This window comes from Nocardiopsis sp. TRM 82005 (assembly GCF_056312425.1).
The window spans coordinates 49,577-70,673 of the sequence record NZ_JBWDTQ010000009.1 but is presented as its reverse complement, the minus strand read 5'-3'; the positions used below and the strand labels follow the sequence as shown (position 1 = coordinate 70,673).

General features: G+C 70.4%; 19 protein-coding genes. 11 read left to right on the top strand and 8 right to left on the bottom strand.

Features of this window, described 5'->3' with window-relative positions; genetic code table 11:
* Nucleotides 1-9: 9 nt before the first annotated feature.
* The 4 genes from ybeY to era are packed head-to-tail and all read left to right on the top strand — an operon-like array spanning nt 10 to nt 3,211.
* On the top strand, nt 10-498 hold the full coding sequence (ybeY, locus tag AC0T5L_RS06440; protein WP_476164446.1) for an rRNA maturation RNase YbeY: 489 nt from the start codon (nt 10-12) through the stop codon (nt 496-498).
* The gene (locus tag AC0T5L_RS06435; protein WP_476164445.1) at nt 495-1,892 is read left to right on the top strand and encodes a hemolysin family protein; all 1,398 of its coding nucleotides are present in this window, start codon (nt 495-497) and stop codon (nt 1,890-1,892) included. The genes ybeY and AC0T5L_RS06435 overlap by 4 nt, the downstream gene beginning before the upstream one ends.
* Entirely contained in the window at nt 1,889-2,233 is a 345-nt protein-coding gene (locus AC0T5L_RS06430; RefSeq protein WP_476164444.1) for a cytidine deaminase, read from the top strand. Before AC0T5L_RS06435 ends, AC0T5L_RS06430 begins: the two co-directional genes overlap by 4 nt.
* A 9-nt stretch (nt 2,234-2,242) precedes the next feature.
* Nucleotides 2,243-3,211, top strand: coding sequence for a GTPase Era (era, locus tag AC0T5L_RS06425; protein ID WP_476164443.1), 969 nt, complete (start codon nt 2,243-2,245; stop codon nt 3,209-3,211).
* Between the two features lie 95 nt (nt 3,212-3,306).
* On the opposite strand, the gene AC0T5L_RS06420 is transcribed toward era, so the two are convergent.
* The gene (locus AC0T5L_RS06420; RefSeq protein WP_476164467.1) at nt 3,307-4,041 is read right to left on the bottom strand and encodes an IclR family transcriptional regulator; all 735 of its coding nucleotides are present in this window, start codon (nt 4,039-4,041) and stop codon (nt 3,307-3,309) included.
* A gap of 282 nt (nt 4,042-4,323) precedes the next feature.
* Here AC0T5L_RS06420 and AC0T5L_RS06415 point away from each other — a divergent pair, with 282 nt between their 5' ends.
* Together AC0T5L_RS06415 and allB are read left to right on the top strand one after the other, a co-directional pair.
* Nucleotides 4,324-5,628 (top strand): DUF6986 family protein, encoded by a 1,305-nt coding sequence (locus tag AC0T5L_RS06415; RefSeq protein WP_476164442.1) that lies wholly within the window; start codon nt 4,324-4,326, stop codon nt 5,626-5,628.
* Nucleotides 5,625-6,974 (top strand): allantoinase AllB, encoded by a 1,350-nt coding sequence (gene allB, locus AC0T5L_RS06410; RefSeq protein ID WP_476164441.1) that lies wholly within the window; start codon nt 5,625-5,627, stop codon nt 6,972-6,974. The genes AC0T5L_RS06415 and allB overlap by 4 nt, the downstream gene beginning before the upstream one ends.
* 107 nt (nt 6,975-7,081) lie before the next feature.
* Here the strand turns inward: allB and alc are convergent, their stop codons facing one another.
* The 6 genes from alc to uraD form a co-directional block, all read right to left on the bottom strand.
* Nucleotides 7,082-8,209, bottom strand: coding sequence for an allantoicase (gene alc / locus AC0T5L_RS06405; protein WP_476164440.1), 1,128 nt, complete (start codon nt 8,207-8,209; stop codon nt 7,082-7,084).
* A gap of 88 nt (nt 8,210-8,297) precedes the next feature.
* On the bottom strand, nt 8,298-9,224 hold the full coding sequence (locus tag AC0T5L_RS06400) for a LysR family transcriptional regulator (protein WP_476164439.1): 927 nt from the start codon (nt 9,222-9,224) through the stop codon (nt 8,298-8,300).
* Nucleotides 9,225-9,361: 137 nt separating this feature from the next.
* The gene (locus AC0T5L_RS06395) at nt 9,362-10,873 is read right to left on the bottom strand and encodes a nucleobase:cation symporter-2 family protein (RefSeq protein ID WP_476164466.1); all 1,512 of its coding nucleotides are present in this window, start codon (nt 10,871-10,873) and stop codon (nt 9,362-9,364) included.
* A gap of 216 nt (nt 10,874-11,089) precedes the next feature.
* Nucleotides 11,090-11,986 carry a factor-independent urate hydroxylase gene (gene pucL, locus AC0T5L_RS06390; protein WP_476164465.1) on the bottom strand — a complete coding sequence of 299 codons (897 nt, stop codon included), beginning with the start codon at nt 11,984-11,986 and terminating at the stop codon, nt 11,090-11,092.
* Nucleotides 11,987-12,173: 187 nt separating this feature from the next.
* A complete protein-coding gene (gene uraH / locus AC0T5L_RS06385) occupies nt 12,174-12,518 on the bottom strand; it encodes a hydroxyisourate hydrolase (RefSeq protein ID WP_476164438.1) in 345 nt (114 codons plus the stop codon).
* Nucleotides 12,515-13,069 (bottom strand): 2-oxo-4-hydroxy-4-carboxy-5-ureidoimidazoline decarboxylase, encoded by a 555-nt coding sequence (uraD, locus tag AC0T5L_RS06380; RefSeq protein ID WP_476164437.1) that lies wholly within the window; start codon nt 13,067-13,069, stop codon nt 12,515-12,517. The genes uraH and uraD overlap by 4 nt, the downstream gene beginning before the upstream one ends.
* A 389-nt stretch (nt 13,070-13,458) precedes the next feature.
* Here uraD and AC0T5L_RS06375 point away from each other — a divergent pair, with 389 nt between their 5' ends.
* From AC0T5L_RS06375 to AC0T5L_RS06360, 4 genes are all read left to right on the top strand, one after another.
* Nucleotides 13,459-14,256 (top strand): hydroxypyruvate isomerase family protein, encoded by a 798-nt coding sequence (locus AC0T5L_RS06375; RefSeq protein ID WP_476164436.1) that lies wholly within the window; start codon nt 13,459-13,461, stop codon nt 14,254-14,256.
* A gap of 102 nt (nt 14,257-14,358) precedes the next feature.
* A complete protein-coding gene (locus AC0T5L_RS06370) occupies nt 14,359-15,240 on the top strand; it encodes a 2-hydroxy-3-oxopropionate reductase (RefSeq protein WP_476164435.1) in 882 nt (293 codons plus the stop codon).
* A 237-nt stretch (nt 15,241-15,477) separates the two neighbouring features.
* On the top strand, nt 15,478-17,193 hold the full coding sequence (gene gcl, locus AC0T5L_RS06365; protein WP_476164434.1) for a glyoxylate carboligase: 1,716 nt from the start codon (nt 15,478-15,480) through the stop codon (nt 17,191-17,193).
* A 270-nt stretch (nt 17,194-17,463) separates the two neighbouring features.
* Nucleotides 17,464-17,781: a hypothetical protein gene (locus tag AC0T5L_RS06360; protein WP_476164433.1), complete on the top strand. Its 318-nt coding sequence runs from the start codon at nt 17,464-17,466 to the stop codon at nt 17,779-17,781.
* Here AC0T5L_RS06360 and AC0T5L_RS06355 read toward each other — a convergent pair.
* Nucleotides 17,724-18,818, bottom strand: a complete 1,095-nt coding sequence (locus AC0T5L_RS06355; protein ID WP_476164432.1) for a helix-turn-helix domain-containing protein — start codon at nt 18,816-18,818, stop codon at nt 17,724-17,726. The genes AC0T5L_RS06360 and AC0T5L_RS06355 overlap by 58 nt on opposite strands.
* Nucleotides 18,819-19,381: 563 nt before the next feature.
* On the opposite strand from AC0T5L_RS06355, the gene leuA reads away from it, so the two are divergent.
* Nucleotides 19,382-21,052 (top strand): 2-isopropylmalate synthase, encoded by a 1,671-nt coding sequence (leuA, locus tag AC0T5L_RS06350; RefSeq protein ID WP_476164431.1) that lies wholly within the window; start codon nt 19,382-19,384, stop codon nt 21,050-21,052.
* Nucleotides 21,053-21,097 lie beyond the last annotated feature (45 nt).

Here is a 21,097-nt window from a genome sequence, read left to right as displayed (position 1 = left end):
CCGTAACCGATGAGTATCGACGTCGCCAACGAGTCCGGCGTCACCGCCCTGGACGAGGAGAGGCTCTCCCGCCTGGCCAGGCACGTGCTCGACGCCATGCGCGTCCACCCGCTGGCCGAGCTGTCCATCGTGCTGGTGGACGAGGAGCCGATGGCCGACCTGCACGTGCGGTGGATGGACGAGCCGGGCCCCACTGATGTGCTCTCCTTCCCCATGGACGAGCTGCGTCCCGGGGGCCCCAGCCGCACGAGCGAGCCGGGGGTCCTCGGTGACGTGATCATCTGCCCGCAGGTCGCCGAGAGCCAGGCTGAGAAGGCCGGACACAGCACTGAGGCAGAGATCGACCTGCTGTGCACCCACGGCATCCTGCACCTGTTGGGCTACGACCACGCCGAGCCCGACGAGCACAAGGAGATGTTCGGCTTGCAGGGCGAGATCCTCGCCGCCTGGCGTGAGCGCGAGGCGGCCGGGGCCGAGGAGGACGAGAACAGCCGATGAGCCCGTCGGAATGGCCCGACGTCGCTCCGCTGACCACGGGGGAGCCCGTCGAGTGGCTCACCGCCTTCGCGGTGGCCTTCGTACTGACCGCCGTCGCGGGCTTCCTGGTGTCGGCGGAGGTGGCCGTCACGCGTGTCATGTCCGTGGGTCTGCCCGAGACAAGCGCTGCCGAGCGTGCTGCCCGGGCCGACCGCCGCTGGGAGCGTGTGGCGGCCGCTCCCACCCGCCACCTCAACGTGCTGCTGTTCCTGCGCGTGGTGTGTGAGGTGTGCGCGGTACTGGCCGCCGCCGTGGGCATGGTGTTCCTGCTCGGGCTGGGCTGGCCGGCGCTGGCGCTGACCGCCGTGGCGATGGTCGTGGTGGAGTCGGTGCTGATCGCGATCGCCCCGCGCATCCTGGGCCGCCAGTTCTCCGGGCAGGTCGCGCGGGTCAGCGCGTCCGTCGTCTACCCGGTCCAGGTCGTGGTGGGTCCGGTCGCCCAGCTGCTCGTGGGGGCGGGCCGGGCGCTCACCCCGCGCGGCAAGGGCGACCGTGAAGGCCCCTTCAGCACCGAGGTGGAGCTGCGTCAGCTGGTCGACCTGGCCGAGCAGGGGGACGTGATCGACCCCGAGGAGCGCGAGATGATCCACTCGGTGTTCAAGCTCGACGACACCTCCGTGCGCGAGGTGATGGTGCCACGCCCCGACATCGTGTTCACCAGCCGTGAGGACGACGCCGACGAGGTGTTGGCCCTGGCGCTGACCAGCGGGTACTCGCGTATCCCGGTGACCGGCGAGGACGAGGACGACGTGGTCGGCATCGTCTACCTCAAGGACCTGGTGGAGCGGCTGCGCGATCGCTGGGCGGCGGCCGCGGGCAGTGAGGGCGACGTGCCGCTCACCGCGGGGGACGTGATGCGCCAGGCGACCTACGTCCCCGACACCAAGCCCATCGACGAGCTGCTGCGCGAGATGCAGAAGCAGCGCAACCACGTCGCCGTGGCCATCGACGAGTACGGGGGGACCGCGGGCCTGGTCACGCTGGAGGACATCGTGGAGGAGATCGTCGGTGAGATCACCGACGAGTACGACCACGAGATCCCACCGGTGGACTGGCTCGACGACGACCGGGTGCGGGTGACCGCGCGCCTGCCGCTGGGTGAGCTGGACGGGCTGTTCCCGGACCGGGACCTGGACGTGCCGGAGGTGGAGACCGTCGGCGGGCTCGTGGCGTTCGTGCTGGGCCGGGTGCCGGCTGGCGGGGCCCAGGCCGAATACGCTGGTCTCAGGCTCACCCTTGAGGGCAAGAGCAGCCGCCGGAACCGGATGACCACGGTCCTGGTGGAGCGCCTGCCCGACGACGCCGAGGAGGCGTCGCAGGCCGAGAACGATGATGTGAGGAGCATGGAACAGTGACGGAGACGATGGAGCTGGGTCCCGAGGACGGCAAGCTCATCACCCTCGCGCGGGCCTCGCGGGCCCGTAACGCGGCGGCGGAGGGCGCGGCGGTACGCGATGAGACCGGGCGCACGTACGTGGCCACGACGGTGTCGCTGCCCTCGCTGGGACTGAGCGCGCTCCAGGCCGCCGTGGCCGCGGCCGTCTCCGGCGAGGCCTCCGCATTGGAGGCCGCGGTGGTCGTTACCGAGGCCACGGAGTTGACCGAGGACGACCGTGCGGTGGCGGACGACCTGAAGACCCAGGTAGTGGTGATCGCCGCCCCCGACGGGGCGCCCGCGAGCATCACCCGGCACTGAGAAGGATCGATGAACGAGCTCGACCTGGAGAAGTTGCGGGTGCCGTTGGAGATGCCCTCCTACCCGGAGGGCTTCCGCAGCGGTTTCGTATGCTTCGTGGGCCGCCCGAACGTGGGCAAGTCCACCCTGATGAACGCGCTGGTCGGGCAGAAGGTGGCGATCACCAGCAACCGGCCGCAGACCACGCGTCGTACGGTGCGCGGGATCGTGCACCGGCCAGACGCGCAGCTGATCATCGTGGACACACCCGGCCTGCACAAACCGCGCACCCTGCTCGGCGAGAGGCTGGACTCGCTGGTGCGGTCCACCCTGGTCGAGGTGGACGTGATCGCGTTCTGTCTGCCCGCCGACGAGCCGATCGGACGGGGAGACACCTACATCGCCAAGGAGTTGGCGGAGCAGACGAACACCCCCGTGGTCGCGCTGGTCACCAAGACCGACCTCGTGGGCAGGGACGCCGTGGGCCGTCAGCTGATGGCGGTCGACGAGCTGGGGGAGTGGGCCGACATCGTCCCGGTCTCCGCCCAGGGCGACTTCCAGCTGGAGACGGTCGCCGACGTGCTGTGCTCGCACCTGCCGGAGGGGCCTCCGCTGTACCCGGACGGCGACCTGACCGACGAGCCGGACGAGATGCTGGTGGCCGAGCTGGTGCGTGAGGCGGCCCTGGAAGGCGTGCGCGACGAGCTGCCGCACTCCATCGCGGTGGTCGTGGACGAGATGTATGAGCGTGAGAACACCCGCCCGGGCAAGGAGCTGGTGGACATCTACGCGTCGCTGTACGTGGAGCGGTCCAGCCAGAAGGCGATCGTGATCGGCTCAAGGGGTTCGCGGCTGCGCGATGTGGGTTCGCGGGCCCGCAAGCAGATCGAGGCCCTGCTGGGCCAGCGGGTGTTCCTGGACCTGCGGGTGCGTGTGGCCAAGGACTGGCAGCGCGACCCCAAGCAGCTGCGCAGACTGGGCTTCGACCAGCAGACGTAGACCTGCCGGAAGCACGGCGGCCGGTACGGGCGTCCCCGTACCGGCCGCGCGCGTGAGCGTTCTGCGGACGCTTTCGCCTGTGCCGGCGAAGCGGCCTAGGTCTGGTTGTTGAGGTCGGTGGCCAGCACGGAGGCACAGCGGCGCACGATGGGGGCGGCGCGGTCGACGAATTCCCAGCTGACCCGGGCCTCGGGGCCCGAGACCGACACCGCCATCCCCGAGGGCGCCCCCATGAGGGGGACGGCCACGCAGCGCACACCGATCTCCTGTTCACCGTCGTCGATGGCGAAGCCGTTGGAGCGGATCCGGTTCAGCTCGGTCATGAACTTGTCGGGGTCGGTGATGGTGCGGTCGGTGGCGGCGGGCATGCCCGTGCGGCGCAGCGTGGCCAGTGCCTCTCCGTTGGTGAGCTGGGACAGCAGGGCCTTGCCCACACCCGCAGAGTGCGGCAGTACGCGCCGTCCCACCTCGGTGAACATGCGCATGGAGTGCTGTGAGGGCACCTGCGCCACGTAGACGACCTTGTCGCCGTCCAGCATCGCCAGGTTCGCCGTCTCTCCCAGGTCTTCCACCAGTTGCGCCAGGTGGGGGCGGGCCCAGGTACCGAGCATCTGCGATGCCTTGTCGCCCAGGCCGATCAGACGCGGTCCCAGCGCGTAGCGGCGCGAGGGAAGCTGGCGTACGTATCCGTTGCCGACCAGGGTCCGGATGATGCGGTGGATCGTCGGCAGCGGCAGGCCGGAGGAGTCGGCCAGCTGGCTCAGCGAGGTCTCGCCGCCCGCGTCCGCCATGATCTCCAGCAGGGAGAAGGCCCGGTCGAGGGACTGCACACCGCTGGGGCGTTCGCGTTTGCCCTGTTCATCGGGGTGTAGAGGGGTCTGTGGGGCTGACAATGATTGCGCTCCCATGCTGAGGGCCGTGGGTTCGGATCCTACCTTCGCGGATGCGAGGGCGGTTCTCGACATCACTTCTTCTATAGCACGTGGGGCGGCGGTGGTTTGGTCGTCCGGGAAGCTCCGTCCCGGTTTCTTGGACGCCCCTGTGCTTCTTGTTATTCCGGATAGCAGAAGTTAGTATCCGCGATAGGAAAAACTAGGGGAGAGGATGCACACGTGGAAGAGGACCGGTCCGAGAACCCGCGCAGGGATCCCGAGTTGGGTCTGGACGTGCTCACCGCCGGACTGGACGCGCGTCTGGCCGACGCCGACGCCCGGCTCGCCCTCGACTACCCCGGGCCTTCCGGCGAACGGCAGCCCGTACACACCGTCTACGTTCCCGCGGACCGGATTCGGCCCGGTCTGGCCCGGGAGTGGGGCCGCGCGGCACTGTCCTGCCTCGACGAGCACGCGCCCGACGCCGCTGCCCTGTCCGCCGCCACCGGTGTGGAGGAGGCCGCCGTCGCCGGGGTCCTCCCCCGCCTGCGGGACAAGCTCCGCCTCGAACCCGTCGAGGACCTGCGCGTGGACCTGGAGGACGGCTACGGCGACCGAGGGGACGATGAGGACCGCGACGTGGTCGCGGCCGCACGGGCCCTGTGCTCCGATCTCGCCGCGGGAGAGGCACCGCCCGGGTTCGGCGTCCGGATGAAGGGCATGGAGGCCGCCGGACGCGCGCGCGGTACCCGCAGCCTCGCCCTGTTCCTGCACACCCTCCTGGAGGAGAACGGGGCCCTTCCCGACGGCCTGGCGATCACCCTGCCCAAGATCACCTCCGTGCAGCAGGTCGAGGCGATGGTGTGGCTCACCGAGGAGCTGGAGCAGCGCCTGGACCTGCCCGAGGGCCGGCTGCGGTTCGAGCTGCAGATCGAGACCCCGCAGTCCGTCCTGCTGCCCGACGGCACGGTCGCCGTCGCCCGCATGATCCACGCCGGCCAGGGCCGTGTCAGCGCCCTGCACTACGGCACCTACGACTACAGCGCCGCATGCGGGATCACCGCCGCCTATCAGAGCATGGCCCACCCGGTCGCCGACCACGCCAAGGCCGTCATGCAGGTGGCCGCCGCCGGAACCGGGGTGTGGCTCTCGGACGGCTCCACCAACGTGCTGCCCGTCGGCGGGGAGGAGGAGGTGCGTGCCGCCTGGCGGCTGCACGCCTCCCTGGTCCGCCGCTCCCTGGAGCGCGGCTTCTACCAGGGCTGGGACCTGCACCCGCACCAGCTGCCCACCCGGTACCTGGCCACCTACGTTTTCTACAGGGAGGCCTTCGAGCCCGCGGCCGCGCGCCTGCGCTCCTATCTCGGCGCCGTCGCCGGGGGAGTGCTGGACGAGCCCGCCACCGCCCAGGCCCTGGCCTCCGCCCTGGTGAGCGGGATACGCTGCGGGGCGCTGGACGAGGCCGAGGTGGCGAAGGCCGCCGGAACCGACACCGGGACGCTCGCCGCCCTGGCCAGCCGACGCGTCGGACAGGAGGACCGATGACACGACACGATCTCGCCGTCCGCGCTCGCCGCGCTGTCACCCCCGAGGGAGAGCGCCCCGTCACCGTCGGAGTGCTCGACGGGCGCGTCGTCAGCGTCCTGGCGGGGAACGACGCCGCCCTCATCGCTCGCCGTGAGATCGTCCTGGCCGACGACGAGGTTCTGTTGCCCGGGCTGGTCGACACCCACGTGCACGTCAACGAGCCGGGCCGCACCCAGTGGGAGGGCTTCGCCTCCGCCACACGCGCCGCCGCCCTGGGCGGGATCACCACCCTGGTGGACATGCCGCTCAACAGCGTGCCACCGACCACCACCGTCGACGGGCTGAACGCCAAGCGCGCCGCCGCCGAGGGCAGGCTCGCCGTGGACGTGGGCTTCTGGGGCGGTGCCGTGCCCGAGAACAGCCGCCCCGGCGCCACCAAGGAGCTCGCCGCGCTCTGGCAGGAGGGGGTGTACGGGTTCAAGTCGTTCCTGTCCCCGTCCGGGGTGGAGGAGTTCGGCCACCTGTCCCCGGAGGAGCTGTTCTCGGCCGCTGAGGCGATCGGGGAGTTCGGCGGACGCCTCATCGTGCACGCCGAGGACCCCGCCGTCCTGGACGGTGCGCCGCCCGCGGCGGGGCGCGACTACGCCGCCTTCCTGGCCTCGCGGCCCGACACCGCCGAGAACGAGGCGATCGCCCGGGTGATCGAGGTGGCCCGGGCCACCGGGACACGGGCGCACGTGCTGCACCTGTCCAGTGCCTCCGCGCTGCCGCTGATCGCCCAGGCCAAGGCGGACAACGTGCCGCTGACGGTGGAGACCTGTCCGCACTACCTCACGCTGGAGGCCGAGGGGGTGCCGGCTGGGGCCACCCAGTACAAGTGCTGCCCGCCCATCCGCGACTCCGCCAACCGCGACCTGCTGTGGCGGGCGCTCGCTGAGGGGCTGATCGACTGCGTGGTCAGCGATCACTCGCCGAGTACCGCCGAGCTCAAGGAGCTGGACACCGGCGACTTCGGTGCCGCCTGGGGCGGGGTGTCCGGGCTCCAGGTCGGTTTCCCGGCGGTGTGGACCGAGGCGCGCAGCCGCGGCATGTCTCTGGAGGACGTGGTGCGGTGGATGGCCGCCGGTCCGGCGCGGGTGGCCGGTCTGCGCGGCAAGGGGGGACTCACCCCCGGCCACGACGCCGACTTCACGGTGGTCGCCCCGGAGGAGTCCTTCCGGGTGGACGTGCGTGAACTCCGGCACCGCAACCCGGTGAGCCCCTACGACGGCGCGAAGCTGTTCGGGCGTGTGCGCCGCACCGTCCTGCGCGGTGAGGACGTCGACCACGGCAGTCCGGCGGGGCGGATGCTGGTCCGGGAGTAGTGAAGCCCGGGGCGTGCTCGTCGAACACGCCCCGGACCCGCGCGTACGGGTGGACCCGGTAACGCGACGACGGGTCGGGCGGAGGGCGCCGTCGCGTTACCCGGGTGTCAGCCGCCGAGGGCGCTCCAGCGGCGCCGCAGGTCGGCGGTGCCGGTCTCGGTCAGCGAGCCGAAGACGTTCAGCCGAGCGATGCCGCCGTCGGGGAAGACGTCGGTGCGCACATGGGTGGCGGTGACCGGGGAGTCCAGGACGAAGCGGTGGGCGCTGTCGGGCTCCAGCGGGGTGCGGCCCACGATCTCGAACCACTCGTCCGGGGTGCTGGAGTGGGCGTCCCTGCCGAGGACGGTCACCCAGCCCGCGGCGTTGCCCTTGTAGTAGGAGGTGTCCAACTCCAGCGCACGGACCGAGGCCTGGGCGGTGAGTCGGAAGCGCACCCAGTCGTGGTCGGTGTCGCGGCGGCGGCGGTTCTCCCAGCCGTCGTCCATCTTGTGGGAGCGTCCGGGGGAGATGATGTTGACCGGAGACGAGTAGAAGCGGTCCGACGCGTCCTCGACCGTACCGCCGTTGGCCAGGGCGGCCACGTCGAAGCCGCCGAGGGCGGTCAGCCAGTCGGGGTCGGGGACGGGTTCGCCGTACACGCGCAGGCGCGCGATGCCGCCGTCGGGGAACTGTTTGAGGCGCAGGTGGGTCCACCGGCGCTCGGTCTCCACCGTGAAGCCGTTGGCGGCGTGCCCGTACACGTGGGTGCGGGGGACGATCTCGGTCCACTCCGCCTTGAGCAGCTCGTCGGTGGTGGGAGTGCCCGCCAGGTGGGTGGCCTCGACGCCGACCTCGCGGGGGTGGTTGCCGCGAAAGTGCGCGGTGTCCACGATGACGCCCCTGACCAGGCCGGGGAGGCCGAGGCGGACCAGGGCCCAGTCGTGGTCGTCGGCGGTCGGGTGCGGCTGCTCCGCGCTTACTCCCCGGCGCCTGCGGGTCTCCCACCCGTCCATGACCTTGCCCTTGTGCCCGAAGGCGTGTGGGTCGAACACGGCCGGGTCGGTCCGCAGCAGGTTCTCTCGGTGGGCGAAGAACTCGTCGTTGGCGGCGACGACACCGGCGCCCAGACGGCGGTCGGCCAGGTCGACCAGGGTCGAGAGGTCGAGCTCGGTACGGCGGTAGTCGGCGTAGGGGTCACCGCCCGTGTAGGGCTGGGCGTTGTAGGCACGTGGGTCGATGGGCTGAGCCCCGCTCATGTCTCTCCTGGGATGTGGATTCATCGGACGTTTCCCAGAGTCCCAAGAGTGAACGGTTACGTCTAGCGAAAGTTTACGATCAGTCTGTTCAGCTGAGGTGAACAATAGTACCGCCCAGCCTGGCAGCCGTGTCCGCCAGGGCACGCAGCACCACGGCGGTCTGGGGCCGCTCGCCCGAGCCGGAACGCACCGCGCAGACCACATGGCGGCGCGGCTGGTCGGAGTGCAGGACCCGCAGGCTGACGCCCGGGGTGTTGTCCGCGGCGGCCAACCGGGGGACCAGCGCGACGCCCATACCCGCCGCGACCATGTCGAGGATCGCCCGCCAGTCCGAGGCCACATGCGCCTGTTCCGGCGCGAAACCTGCCTGGGCGCAGGCGGCGACGGTGATGTCGCGCCAGGGCCCCGACGCCCCGTAGATCCAGGGTTCCTCGGCCAGCTCGCGCAGGCGCAGCGCACGGGAGGAGGACAGGCGGTGGTGGGCGGGCAGGGCCGCGTCCAGGGGGTCGGTGAGCAGTTCACGCCGGTCGTAGCGGCCGTCGTGGCCGTTCGGGGCCTGAGCGGCCAGCGACAGGCCGATGTCGATCTCGCCCGCCGAGAGCAGGTCGTAGACCTCGGCGGCCTCGGCCTGGTGCACCCTCGTGGTGAGGCCGGGGTACTCGCGCCGAAGCGTGTCCAGCGCGGGGACCACGAGGCTGGGGATGGCTGTGGCGAAGGCGCCGACGCGTACGCGCCCGGCCTGGCCCCGGGCGAAGCCGTCCAGTTCGGCCTCGGCCCGCTCCAGCTGGGCGAGCACGATGTCGGTGTGCCGGAGCAGGGCGTGCGCCGCTTCGGTGAGGCGGACCCGCCGCCCCTGCGCCTCCAGCAGCGCGACCCCCACCTGCTGGGAGAGGGAGGAGAGCTGCTGGGACACGGCGGAGGGGGTCATGTTCAGGGCCTCCGCCGTGGCCCTGACGGTCCCGAACTCCTCCAGGGCACGGAGGACGCGTAGCTTGCGCAGATCCCAGTCGGTCACGTTCCCAGGAATACCATTCGGTTTCTCTTGACGGAACACCTGTATTCGCACTGCCTGTGTCGGTGGAACCAGCGGCGCACGCCGACCGGACCCGGGGTGGGCGGCACCCGTATGCCGCCCGCCCCGGGAAGGTGTGGTCAGTGCCGGGGGTTCTCCGGGACGCCGGGGCCGCTGTCCTGGTAGGTCGCCTCCGCTTGGTCGGTGTACTTGGCCTCGCCGGGACCGGCGCTGCCGATCTCCTCGGTGTCGATCGCGTCCGGGGAGGCGGTGTCCCGTCCGCGGCCGATGACGTTGAAGCACACGTTCAGCACGATCGCGACGACGGCCGCGCCGATGATGCCCGAGTGCGCGACCAGCTCGACCGACTCGGGCAGGTAGGAGTAGAAGGTCGGGTAGGCCAGCGGGATGACCGCCACGCCGATGGAGGCCGCCACCAGCACCAGGTTGAGGTTGTTGGTGAAGTCCACCTTGGCCAGGGTCTTGATCCCGCTGGAGGCCACGCTGCCGAACAGGACCAGGCCCGCCCCGCCGAGGACGGGTGTGGGGATGGCCGCCATGACGCCGCCGAGCACCGGGAACAGTCCGAGGGCGACGAGGATGCCCGCGCCGGTGGCGACCACGTACCTGCTGCGCACCTTGGTCAGGGCCAGCAGGCCGATGTTCTGTGCGAACGAGCTGGTGGGGGTAGCGCCGAAGACCGGTCCGATGAGGGAGCCGCTCACGTCGGCGCGCAGGCCCGCGGAGATGCGTTTGGCGTCCACCTTGGAGCCGGTGATCTCACCGACCGCGATGATGTGCGAGGCGCCCTCGGTCAGGACCACGAGCATGATGACGCACATGGTGATGATCGCGGCGAGCTCGAACCTGGGCGCGCCGAAGTAGAACACCGAGGTCGGGTCGAACACGATGTCGGCCTCGCCGACCCGGCTGAAGTCGGCCATACCCATGGGCAGCGCGACCAGGGTGCCGATGAGCAGGCCCAGCAGGATGGACAGCCGCCCCCAGATGCCGGGGAAGAGGCGGGAGCCGACCAGGATGACCCCCAGGGTCACCCCCGCCAGGGCGAGGTTGGCCGGCGGCGCGGCCGGGACGGAGGAGCCGTCCTCCAGGGTGTGGGTGGCGCCGTCCATGATCCACCGTGCGGCCACCGGCATCAGGCTGACGCCGATGACGGTGATGATGGTGCCCGTGACGATCGGGGGGAAGAAGCGGACGAGCTGCCCGAAGAACGGCGTCAGGACCAGAGCGAAGAGCCCGGCGACGAGGGAGGCGCCGAAGGCGACGGGCAGGTTCTCACCGTTCTGCCCGGCGGCGAGCGCGGTGATGGCGCTGACGGGGACGAAGGAGCAGGCCACCACGATCGGCATCTGGGCGCCGACGCGCCGGTGGCCCACGGTCTGTAGGAGCGTGGCGAAGCCCGCCACCAGGAGTGCGCCGCTGACGAGGATGCCCATGGCGGCGGGGTCGTTCGCGAGTCCGGCGGCGGCGCCGACGACGAGGGCCGGTGCCACCGCACCGGCGTACATGGTCAGGATGTGCTGGAGCCCGTAGACGAGCAGCAGCCGCACGGGCAGCTTCTCGTCCTCAGGTCGGGCGGGGGATGAGGCGTTCGTTGTGGCCGAGTCCTTCGCGGACGGACTGTTCGACATGGCCAGTTTCCAGCCTTTGCGCTTGGCGGCCACCCGGGAGGGGGCCGGGTTCTCGGGCACGCGGCCCGGTGGTGTCGCACCGGCCGGGCGGCCCATGGTTCGGGCTCGCCGAGGCCGGGAGAGCCCGCCGTGACGGGCAGGCCGGGGAGGACCCCGGCTGCGGGGAAGAAGGTCCGGGGCCCGGCCACGCACGAGCGGGCCCCGGGGACTGGAGGGCTACACGAAGCCCGGTACGGCTTTCCAGGCGTCCCCGGCGTCGGGGGCGTCATCGCGCTCGACGGTGGCCTCGATCTTGCCGTAGGGCCGGTCGGCGGCGAAGAAGACCTCGTTCGGGTTGTCCAGGCCGAAGGGGGACAGGTCCACCAGGAAGTGGTGGTTGTTCGGCATGGAGAACCGGATCTCGGCGACCTCGGGATGAGCCTCCAGGACGACCCTGCCCATCTCGTAGAGGGACTGTTGCAGGGCCAGGCTGTGCGTTCGGGCGAAGGCCTCCAGGCACAGGGCGCGGATGGAGGCGTAGGCGCTGTCGAAGTCGTGGTCCACGCCGACGTAGCGCCAACGGGCGGTGACGTCGGTGGCCAGGATGCGGTCGGTCGTCTCCGGCAGCGTCGTGTACTTGGTCTTGGGGTAGCCGTGGAACTCCGAGCCGGTGGACTTGAGCACGGACAGGCCCTCGAAGCCGGAGACCACCCACTCCTGGGCGCCGTCCTTGTTGACGACCGTGGTGCGGGTCTCGGCGCCCCGACGGGAGAACGCGTGGTCGTGCGGGCCGTCGGATGTGCTGATGCGGTCCCAGGAGTACTCGTGGACCTCCTGGCGGGCCCCGTGCACGTAGGAGTGCTCGTCCACGAAGTGTCGGGCCAGGTTCAGGGCGAAGTTCTCGACGGTGCCGACGCCGCCCCACTCACGGGCCTTGGCGTAGACGGTGTTCTTCTGGGTGTCGGTCGGTAGGCACGTGCCGTTGTCGCCGACGGTGTGGACCGATTCCAGCTCCCCGCGCAGCTGGGAGGTGACGTTGACGTCCTTGATCCGGTGGACGTCGGTATCGCGGTTGATGTGGACGAGGCGGACCTCGGCCTTGCCGTACTGGTTCTCTCCGAGTCGGATGCCCATCAGGGTGAACTCCATCCGTGTGGATGCGTGAAGTCTCATCGTTCGCGCATGCGCGCCGTGCGTACGAGGGAGGACCGCTGTGGTCATGCGGAAGGACCTGTCGCGCACTCGAAGATTCAGGTGTCACACCTTGGCTGCGAAACCTCTCCTGTCAGCTGCTCCCTTCGATCGTGGCCGCCCGCATGCCCTAGGACCCTCGGTAGGTCGAGTACGCGAACGGGCTCAGCAGCAGCGGGACGTGGTAGTGCGTGTCCTCGTCGGCGAGATCGAACACGATGGCGACCTCGGGGTAGAACCCGCGCTGGCCGGTCGCGTCGAAGTAGGCCGCTGTGTCGAAGACGACCCGGTAGAACCCGGCGGTGAGCTGGTCGGGTCCCAGGTCGGGTACGCGTCCGTCGTCGTTGGTGCGTCCCTCCGCGACGGTCTCCCAGGAACCGCGGCCGCTGCCGGCGGTGGCCTCCAGCCGCACGGGGACGTCACGGGCGGGACGGCCCAGGGCGGCGTCGAGTACGTGGGTGGTCACATGGCTCATGCGTCCTCCAGGAGTTTGACCAGGCGCAGCCCGGCGATCTTGCGCAGCTCGTTGCCGACCACGTGCAGTTCGGTCTCGCGGTCATTGGACAGGCGTCCGACCAGGTCGGCCAGGAGTTCGTGACTGGAGCGGCCGCTGGCGCAGACCAGGTAGATCTGCCCGAACCTGTCCTCGTACTCGCGCTGGGCGTAGGCGAAGACCCGCTGCACACGCGCGGAGGCGTCGTCCGTGTCCGCGGCGAAGGCGGACTGCTCTCCGCGCGACCAGGCGGATTCGGTGTCCTCGCCCGTGGCCTTCTCCCCGATGCGGGGGTGGCGGGCCAGAGCCGTGGCCACCTCCTCGGTGGTGATCGAGCGCGCGTGCCTGTCGGCGGACTCCAACAGGACGGCCCGGTCGGAGAAGGGCGACTCGGAAACGAGGGCCTCGCCCCAGCGGTCCACGTTCAGGCACTGCGCGAGCTGGGCGCGCAGGTCCTCCTCGGGCAGCTTGTTCAGGCGGTCCAGACCCGGATCGGGTCCGTTCGCCCGCTCCTCCGGGGTGGTCTCGGGCATGTGCTCTCCCGTGGCCCGGCGGGCTCCCGCGGTCTTCGGCCCGTAGGCCGGCGAACCGTGGAGGGCCCCCGAGATTTCGTAGATCAGATAAATAATTCCGTATTGCGGATTGGAGGGACTCTAGTTGATAGCAGTGTGACCTTGTCAACACCCTTGGCGCAATCGTCTGGAAGCAAGGGAATCCGTGCCGTCGTACCAGGAAGATCCGTATCTCCGCACCAAGGGCGCGAGGCGTGATCCGCGGTGGATGGTGCCGGCGTGTCGGGCGGATGGCGCCGCGGGGTGCGCGACGGGTGGTTGACAAGCCGGGAGGGCTGGCTCACACTTCATTTATTCCTTAAAGCGAAAACTACTTTCCACAATGCGAAAGTATGAGCTGGAGGCAAGGCATGAGTCACACCCTCGGATACACGGTGAACTGCTCCCTGTTGTTCACCGAATTCCCACTCCACGAGCGCCCCCGGGCAGCACGTGAGGCGGGCTTCGACGCCGTCGAGTTCTGGTGGCCGTTCGAGAGCCCGATCCCGCCCCAGGACGAGATCGACGCCTTCATCAAGGCCCTGGACACCGCCGGAGTCCGCCTCACCGGCCTCAACTTCTTCGCGGGCGTGCTCCCCGGGCCCGACCGGGGCGTGCTCTCACACCCCTCGCGCAGCACGGAGTTCCGGGCCAACATCGACGTCGTGACGCGCATCGCCGAGCGCACGGGCGCCACCGGGTTCAACGCCCTCTACGGGTTGCGCCAGCCCGAGGTCGACCCGGCCGAACAGGACCGGATCGCCCTGGAGCACACCCTCGCGGCCGCCCGGGCCGTGGCCGGGGTCGGCGGCACCGTGCTCATCGAGCCCATCAGCGGGGCCGAGAGCTACCCGCTCACGACGGCCGCGGACGGACTCGCGTTCGTGGCCGAGGCCCGGGAGGCCGGAGTCGACAACGTCGCCCTGCTCGCGGACCTGTACCACCTCGTGGTCAACGGCGACGACGTCGCGGCGGTGGTCCGCGACCACGCCGCCGAGTTCGGGCACATCCAGATCGCCGACACCCCCGGACGCGGGGAGCCCGGAAGCGGGCGCCTGCCGATCGACGAACTCCTCGGCGCCGCCCAGGCCGCGGGCTACGACGGGCTCGTCGGCCTGGAGTACAAGCCGACCGTTCCCAGTGAGAAGAGCTTCGGCTGGCTGAGCTGAGCCCTCGAAGCACTCCTCCCGTGCCGTGAGACAGCCACGCGGTACGAACCAGCCACGCAGTACCGAACAGCCACACGAGCACCAGCCACGAAGGGGGCCGACGTGCCCATCAGGAAAATCGCCTTCATCGGTCTCGGCATCATGGGCCTGCCCATGGCCGTCAACCTCGTCCGTGCCGGTTACACCGTCACCGGACACAACCGCAGCACCGACCGCGTCGACGCCCTGGTCGCCGAGGGCGGTCTGCGCGGGGGAAGCGTCGCGGGGGCCGTCGCGGACGCCGACGCCGTCATCACCATGGTCCCGGACTCCCCGGACGTGCGGGAGGTCATGCTCGGCGAGGGCGGCGTCTACGACAGCGCCAAGCCCGGCACCCTGGTCATCGACATGAGCACCATCCGCCCGGATGTCGCCCGCGCGGTCGCCGGGGCCGGAAGCGAGCGCGGCCTGCGCGTCCTGGACGCCCCCGTCAGCGGCGGCGAGGCCGGTGCGGTCGAGGCCAAGCTCTCCATCATGGTCGGCGGAGACCAGGCCGACTTCGAGGAGGCCCGACCCGTCTTCGACGTCCTGGGCGCCACCCCGATCCTGGTCGGCCCGAGCGGCTCCGGCCAGACGGTCAAGGCCGCCAACCAGCTCATCGTCGCCGGCAACATCCAGCTCCTGGCCGAGGCCCTGGTCTTCCTGGAGGCGCACGGCGTGGACACCGAGTCCGGCCTGGAGGTCCTGGGCGGCGGGCTCGCGGGCAGCACCGTGCTCCAGCGCAAGGGCCAGGCCATGCGCGAGCGCGACTTCGCCCCGGGGTTCCGTATCGCCCTGCACGACAAGGACATGCGCATCGTCACCGACTCCGCGCACGCCGCCGGGGTCTCGATCCCGCTCGGCGCGCAGGTGGCGCAGTCCGTCGCCGCGCTGAGGAACCAGGGCCACGGCTCGCTCGACCACTCCGCGCTGCTGAAGATCATCGAGCAGCTCTCCGGCCGGTAGCGGCCCGGGCGGACACGGCCTCGCGTCGACGTCCCCGGTGTTGGCCGCACCCGGGACACCGCAGGCGCGGCCGTCCAGACCTCAGCACCCCTAGCACTGTTCTTTCTCCGGGGCTCCGCTCGCCGCACCCCGTGTCCGGGCGCCCGAAGGCGTCGAAGGTCTCCGTCCTCGGGCGCCCGGACGACACCCGGGCCAGGCGAGCCCTCAGGGGCCCCAGTACCGAAGGGTTCACTTCCCATGACACAGATGCCCGCGATGAACGCGGTCGTGGAGGTCCTCAAGGACGAGGGCGTCGACACCGCCTTCGGCTGCCCCGGGGCAGCCATCCTGCCGCTCTACAAAGCGATGGAACAGGTCGGCGGTATCGAGCACCTGACCGTCCGCCACGAAGAGGGCGCCACCCACATGGCCGACGGCTGGTCCCGCACCACCGGCAAGGTCGGTGTGGCCATCGGCACCTCCGGCCCCGCCGGGACCAACATGATCACCGGTCTGTACACGGCCATCGCGGACTCCGTCCCGATCGTGTGCATCACCGGCCAGCAGCGCACCGACCTGCTGAACAAGGAGGGTTTCCAGGCGGTCGACATCGTCGAGATCGCCAAGCCCGTCACCAAGTGGGCCGTCCAGGTCAAGGAGGCCGCCACCGCGCCCTGGATCTTCCGTGAGGCGTTCCGCGTCGCGCGGGAGGGGCGCCCCGGACCGGTGCTGGTGGACATTCCGCTGGACGTCGCCCAGAAGATGATCGACTACGACTCCTCCATCGACGCCCCGCTGAAGGTCAACACGGTCGAGCCGCACCCTCCGCGGGTCGAACGCGCGCTGGACATGCTGCTGGAGGCCGAGCGCCCGCTGATCCTCGCCGGAGGCGGCGTGATCCTGGCCGAGGCCTCCGAGGAGCTGCGTGAGCTGGCCGACCACCTCCAGGTGCCGGTGCAGGTCACGCTCATGGGCAAGGGCTCCTTCGACGAGGACTCGCCCCTGTACTCCGGGATGACCGGCGTGCAGACCTCCCAGCGCTACGGCAACGCCTCGTTCCTGGAGTCGGACCTGGTCCTGGCCGTGGGCGCGAGGTTCGCCGACCGCCACACCGGCCAGATCGACGTCTACCGAGGCGAGCGCCGGTTCGTCCACGTCGACATCGAGGCCACCCAGATCGGCCGGGTCTTCGAGCCCGACCTGGGAGTGGTCTCCGACGCCAAGGTGTTCCTCCGCGAACTGCTGGCCGCCGCCAGACGCCGCGACGCGACTGCGGCCGTGCGGCCCTGGATCGACCGGATCGACGAGCTCAAGACCACCCTGACCCGCAGGGAGGACTTCGACACGGTCCCGGTCAAGGCCCCGCGCGTGTACAAGGAGATCAACGAGGTCTTCGACGAGGACACCTACTTCGTCACCGCGATCGGTCTCTACCAGATCTGGGGCGGCCAGCACCAGAAGGCCCACAAGCCGCGCCACTACCAGATCTGCGGCCAGGCGGGTCCGCTCGGCTGGGAGATCCCCGCCGCCATCGGCGTCAAGAAGGCCCTGAAGGACACCGATCCGGACGCCGAGGTCGTGGGCATCGTCGGCGACTACGGTTTCCAGTACATGGTCGAGGAACTGGCCGTGGCCGCCCAGTACGACGTGCCCTACGTGGTCATCATGCTCAACAACGAGTACCTGGGCCTGATCCGCCAGGCATCGATCCCCTTCGACATGAACTACCAGGTGGACGTCCACTACGACGAGTACGGCACCGACAACGTCAAGCTCATGGAGGCCTACGGCTGCTCCGGGCGCCGCGTCTGGGAACCCGGTGAGATCCGCGAGTCCCTGGAATGGGCCCGAAAGCAGGCCCAGGCCACCTCGCGTCCGGTGCTCGTCGAAGTCATGATCGAGCGCGAGGCCAACACCCCGCACGGCCCCGCGATCGACGCGGTGAAGGAGTTCGAGCCGGTCCCCGGCGCCTGATCCCCTCCCCGCGGAGGGCCCCGGGCGGGAGGCGGCCGCCGACACGGATCGCCCGGGGCCCGCGTGACACCGGTGAAATCCCCGTTACGGGGTTGTGTCCGGAGTGTGTCGTGACGTGCGTTTTCTCCAGGTCACCCCTGGGGAAACGTGGGAAGCACGTGGACGACGGGGTCGCCGTGTCAGGGAGCGGATGAACGCAACGGGTCCGTCGTCGGCACTTTCGGAAGTTGGAAAAGCATGTTCCCCCACGCGCGTTTCCTCTCTGCGGTCGTGGTTACGGCCGCTGCGCTCATCTCCTCGGCCTGTTCCCCCGAGGGCGGAACCGAGGAGGAGTTCCAGCGACTGCTGGTGGAGAGCGGGCTCCCCGGCGAGGAACTCAGGATCACGGCCCCGGACTCCAACGGGTTCTGGTGGGCCACCTATGACGCCGACGACGACTGCCAGTTGCAGTTCAAGTGGGACGGCGGCGACTCTGTCGTGCTCTACGGCGCCCAGGCCGACGGTTATCTCCAGGAGGCTCCCGAGGAGACCTACGTGGAGGACCTTGGCGCCGAGGACGTCCAGCGGGCCTGCGAGGGGGAGTTCTGACCGGCGGTCGGCCACGGTCCCCGTGGCAGGCCGCCGTGTGGGTCAGCGGCTCTCAGCGGGCTCGGGCACGGGGTGCAGGGCCCAGCCGACCGCCTCCGGCAGCGGAACACCGCGGCCCACCACCGGTCGAAGGTGTCGGTACCGACCAGGCCGCGCGCCGTGGCGGAGATTCGCTCCACGTCGAACCGCTCGCCGGGAGGCAGCGGCGCACCGGTGTCCTCTCGGGCACGCGCCGCCGCGCCCAGCAGCCGGGCCGCCCGCGCGCCCCCGCCCTCCAGGGCCTCGACACCGGCCACCCCCTCCAGGGCCTGCTCCACCGCACGGGGATCGCTGGTCTGCCGCGCGTACTCCAGCCCTTCCAGGTGCAGGCCGCGGGCGGTGACGGCGTCCCCGCGCTGCTCAGCGCAGAACCCCGTCTCGGCCAGGGCGAACGCCAGACCCGGCCGGTACCCGTCGACCCGGTGGGCACTCAGCACCTCCCGCAGGTGCTCCTCCGCCTCGGTGGGGTCGCCCCGGCGGCGGGCCGCCATCCCCAGCCCCGCGCGGGCGAACCGGCCGCTGAGGCTGAACGCCTGTTCCCGCGCCACGCGCAGCGCCCGCCGGTTGTACTCGTCGGAGGCGTCGAGGTCACCGGTGAGCATGGACATCCGCGCCAGCCGGGAGAGCTCGTCCACCACGGTGGGCCACAGGCCGATCCGCTCGGCGTACTCCAACGACCTCCGGTGCAGACGGGCCGACTCCGGGTAGGAGCCCTCGACCCCCGCCAGGATGCCGAGCAGGCCGTGCACCCGGGCCAGCCCCCACGGCTCCCGGGCCGGGGCGAGCAGGTCGAGGCCGTGCCTGGCGTCGCGCAAGGCCGCACCCTCGGCCCGCGCGGTCTCGCGGGCCGCGAGGGCGTCGTTGTAGGCCACGCGGGAGCACCCGAACGCCCTGGCCAGCTGGATGCGCTGGTCTGGGTCCGGGTACACGCGACAGTTGAACCGCAGCTGCACACCGCTGACAGTAGAGGCGGGGTAGGACAGCACGTGACCGGCCAAGGACACACGGGAGTCTCAGAGCCGATTCACCTCCGGACCGAAGGCCGGAGCACTCTCGGATAAAACCGGTAGCCCCGGCGGGCCGATCAGGGAAGGGGCCCAGCGGCCCGGACCGGGCGGAAACGAGAAATCCCGCCGACGGTACCGGCCCGGCCGCCAGCGCGCTGTGCGGCGCGCTCGGCGGCGGCCTCGGGTGTTGGCCGCACCCTGGGTCCCGTCGGCGGGATCTGCAACAACCCCCCTAGCACTGAAGGGTTCACTGAAATGGTACAGACTTGCCGGGGATCTCTTGAAATCGAGGTACCTGTAGCGGCGCAGTCGACGGTGTCCCGTCTCACAGTGCGGTGAAGATCCAGTTCAGGCGGCATTCGTCCCACTATGCGGACACCAAGTACCAGAATTTCGCGTCGGTCTGCTAGCGTGTTGATCACTATGCTGCGCGAGCTGCTTCTCCTTAGTGGCCGCGGCGGGGGTCGTTAAAAGGTCGACTCCCTCGCCGCGGGACTTCGGCTTGCCCTGGTCGACCGTGACCACGCGCCAGAACCACCCGAGGAGCCACCGAGATGGTGCCGCAGCAAAAGCCCAGCAACATGCCCTTCCGCCGTTACAAGCCCTTCGCGCCGGTGGATCTGCCCGATCGCACCTGGCCGTCGAAGACCATCGACGAGGCGCCGCGGTGGCTGTCCACGGACCTGCGGGACGGTAACCAGGCTCTGATCGAGCCCATGGACCCCGCCCGCAAGCACGAGATGTTCGACCTGCTGGTCCGGATGGGCTACAAGGAGATCGAGGTCGGCTTCCCCTCCGCCAGCCAGACCGACTTCGACTTCGTCCGGTCCCTGATCGAGGACGACCTGATCCCCGACGACGTGCAGATCTCGGTGCTGACCCAGGCCCGCGAGGACCTGATCGAGCGCACCGTGCAGAGCCTGGTGGGGGCCAAGCGCGCCACCGTGCACCTGTACAACGCCACCGCGCCCACCTTCCGCCGCGTCGTCTTCCGCGTGGACCGCGAGGCCTGCAAGGAGATCGCCGTCGAGGGCACCCGCCACGTCGTGCGCTTCGCCGAGCAGTACCTGGAGGGGACCGAGTACTTCGGCTACGAGTACTCGCCCGAGATCTTCATCGACACCGAGCTGGACTTCGCCCTGGAGGTCTGCGAGGCCGTCATGGACGTCTGGCGGCCCGGCCCGGGCCGGGAGATCGTCCTGAACCTGCCCGCCACCGTGGAGCGCTCCACGCCCAACGTCTACGCCGACCAGATCGAGTGGATGAGCCGCAACCTGTCGCGGCGCGAGCACGTGGTGCTGTCGGTGCACCCGCACAACGACCGCGGCACCGGAGTGGCCTCGGCCGAGCTGGCCGTCATGGCCGGGGCCGACCGCGTCGAGGGCTGCCTGTTCGGGCACGGCGAGCGCACCGGCAACGTCTGCCTGGTCACCCTGGGGATGAACCTGTTCAGTCAGGGCGTGGACCCCAAGATCGACTTCTCTGACATCGACGAGATCCGCCGCACGGTCGAGCACTGCACCCAGCTGCCGGTCGCCCCGCGCCACCCCTACGGCGGCGACCTGGTCTACACCGCCTTCTCCGGATCGCACCAGGACGCCATCAAGAAGGGCCTCACCGCGCAGGAGGAGGAGCACGCCTGGGACGTGCCCTACCTGCCCATCGACCCCAAGGACGTGGGCCGCAACTACGAGGCCGTCATCCGGGTCAACAGCCAGTCCGGAAAAGGCGGCGTCTCCTACATCATGCAGCGCGACCACTCGCTGGACCTGCCGCGCCGCCTCCAGATCGAGTTCTCCCAGGTCATCCAGCAGTTCACCGACGCCGAGGGCGGCGAGTTCGCGGCAGAGCGCATCTGGGAGATCTTCTCCACCACCTACCTGGCCGAGAGCGGCCCGGTCGCTGTGCTGGCCCACCGCTCCACCACGGACGGCGAGGGCACCTACCGGATCGAGGCCGACGCCCGCGTCAACGGCGAGATCCGCGAACTGACCGGTACCGGCAACGGTCCGATCTCCGCGTTCTGCGACGCCCTGACCGACGTCGACGTCAAGGTCCGCGTGATGGACTACGTGGAGCACTCGATGGGCGGGGACGGCGAGGCCCGTGCCGCCGCCTACGTGGAGGCCGAGATCGACGGCCGCGTGGTGTGGGGCGTGGGCATCCACAGCAGCATCACCACGGCCTCGCTGAAGGCCCTGTGCAGCGCCATCGGCCGCCGCTGACACATCCGCGCCGACGTACGCCACCGGGGCCCGGACCCACCGCCG

Bases quoted from the DNA above. Each gene is read 5' to 3' on its own strand.
- ybeY (WP_476164446.1), top strand. From the start codon at position 10: ATGAGTATCGACGTCGCCAACGAGTCCGGCGTCACCGCCCTGGACGAG.
- AC0T5L_RS06435 (WP_476164445.1), top strand. From the start codon at position 495: ATGAGCCCGTCGGAATGGCCCGACGTCGCTCCGCTGACCACGGGGGAG.
- era (WP_476164443.1), top strand. From the start codon at position 2,243: ATGAACGAGCTCGACCTGGAGAAGTTGCGGGTGCCGTTGGAGATGCCC.
- allB (WP_476164441.1), top strand. From the start codon at position 5,625: ATGACACGACACGATCTCGCCGTCCGCGCTCGCCGCGCTGTCACCCCC.
- alc (WP_476164440.1), bottom strand. From the start codon at position 8,209: ATGAGCGGGGCTCAGCCCATCGACCCACGTGCCTACAACGCCCAGCCC.
- AC0T5L_RS06395 (WP_476164466.1), bottom strand. From the start codon at position 10,873: ATGTCGAACAGTCCGTCCGCGAAGGACTCGGCCACAACGAACGCCTCA.
- pucL (WP_476164465.1), bottom strand. From the start codon at position 11,986: ATGGGCATCCGACTCGGAGAGAACCAGTACGGCAAGGCCGAGGTCCGC.
- uraH (WP_476164438.1), bottom strand. From the start codon at position 12,518: ATGAGCCATGTGACCACCCACGTACTCGACGCCGCCCTGGGCCGTCCC.
- uraD (WP_476164437.1), bottom strand. From the start codon at position 13,069: ATGCCCGAGACCACCCCGGAGGAGCGGGCGAACGGACCCGATCCGGGT.
- AC0T5L_RS06375 (WP_476164436.1), top strand. From the start codon at position 13,459: ATGAGTCACACCCTCGGATACACGGTGAACTGCTCCCTGTTGTTCACC.
- gcl (WP_476164434.1), top strand. From the start codon at position 15,478: ATGACACAGATGCCCGCGATGAACGCGGTCGTGGAGGTCCTCAAGGAC.
- leuA (WP_476164431.1), top strand. From the start codon at position 19,382: ATGGTGCCGCAGCAAAAGCCCAGCAACATGCCCTTCCGCCGTTACAAG.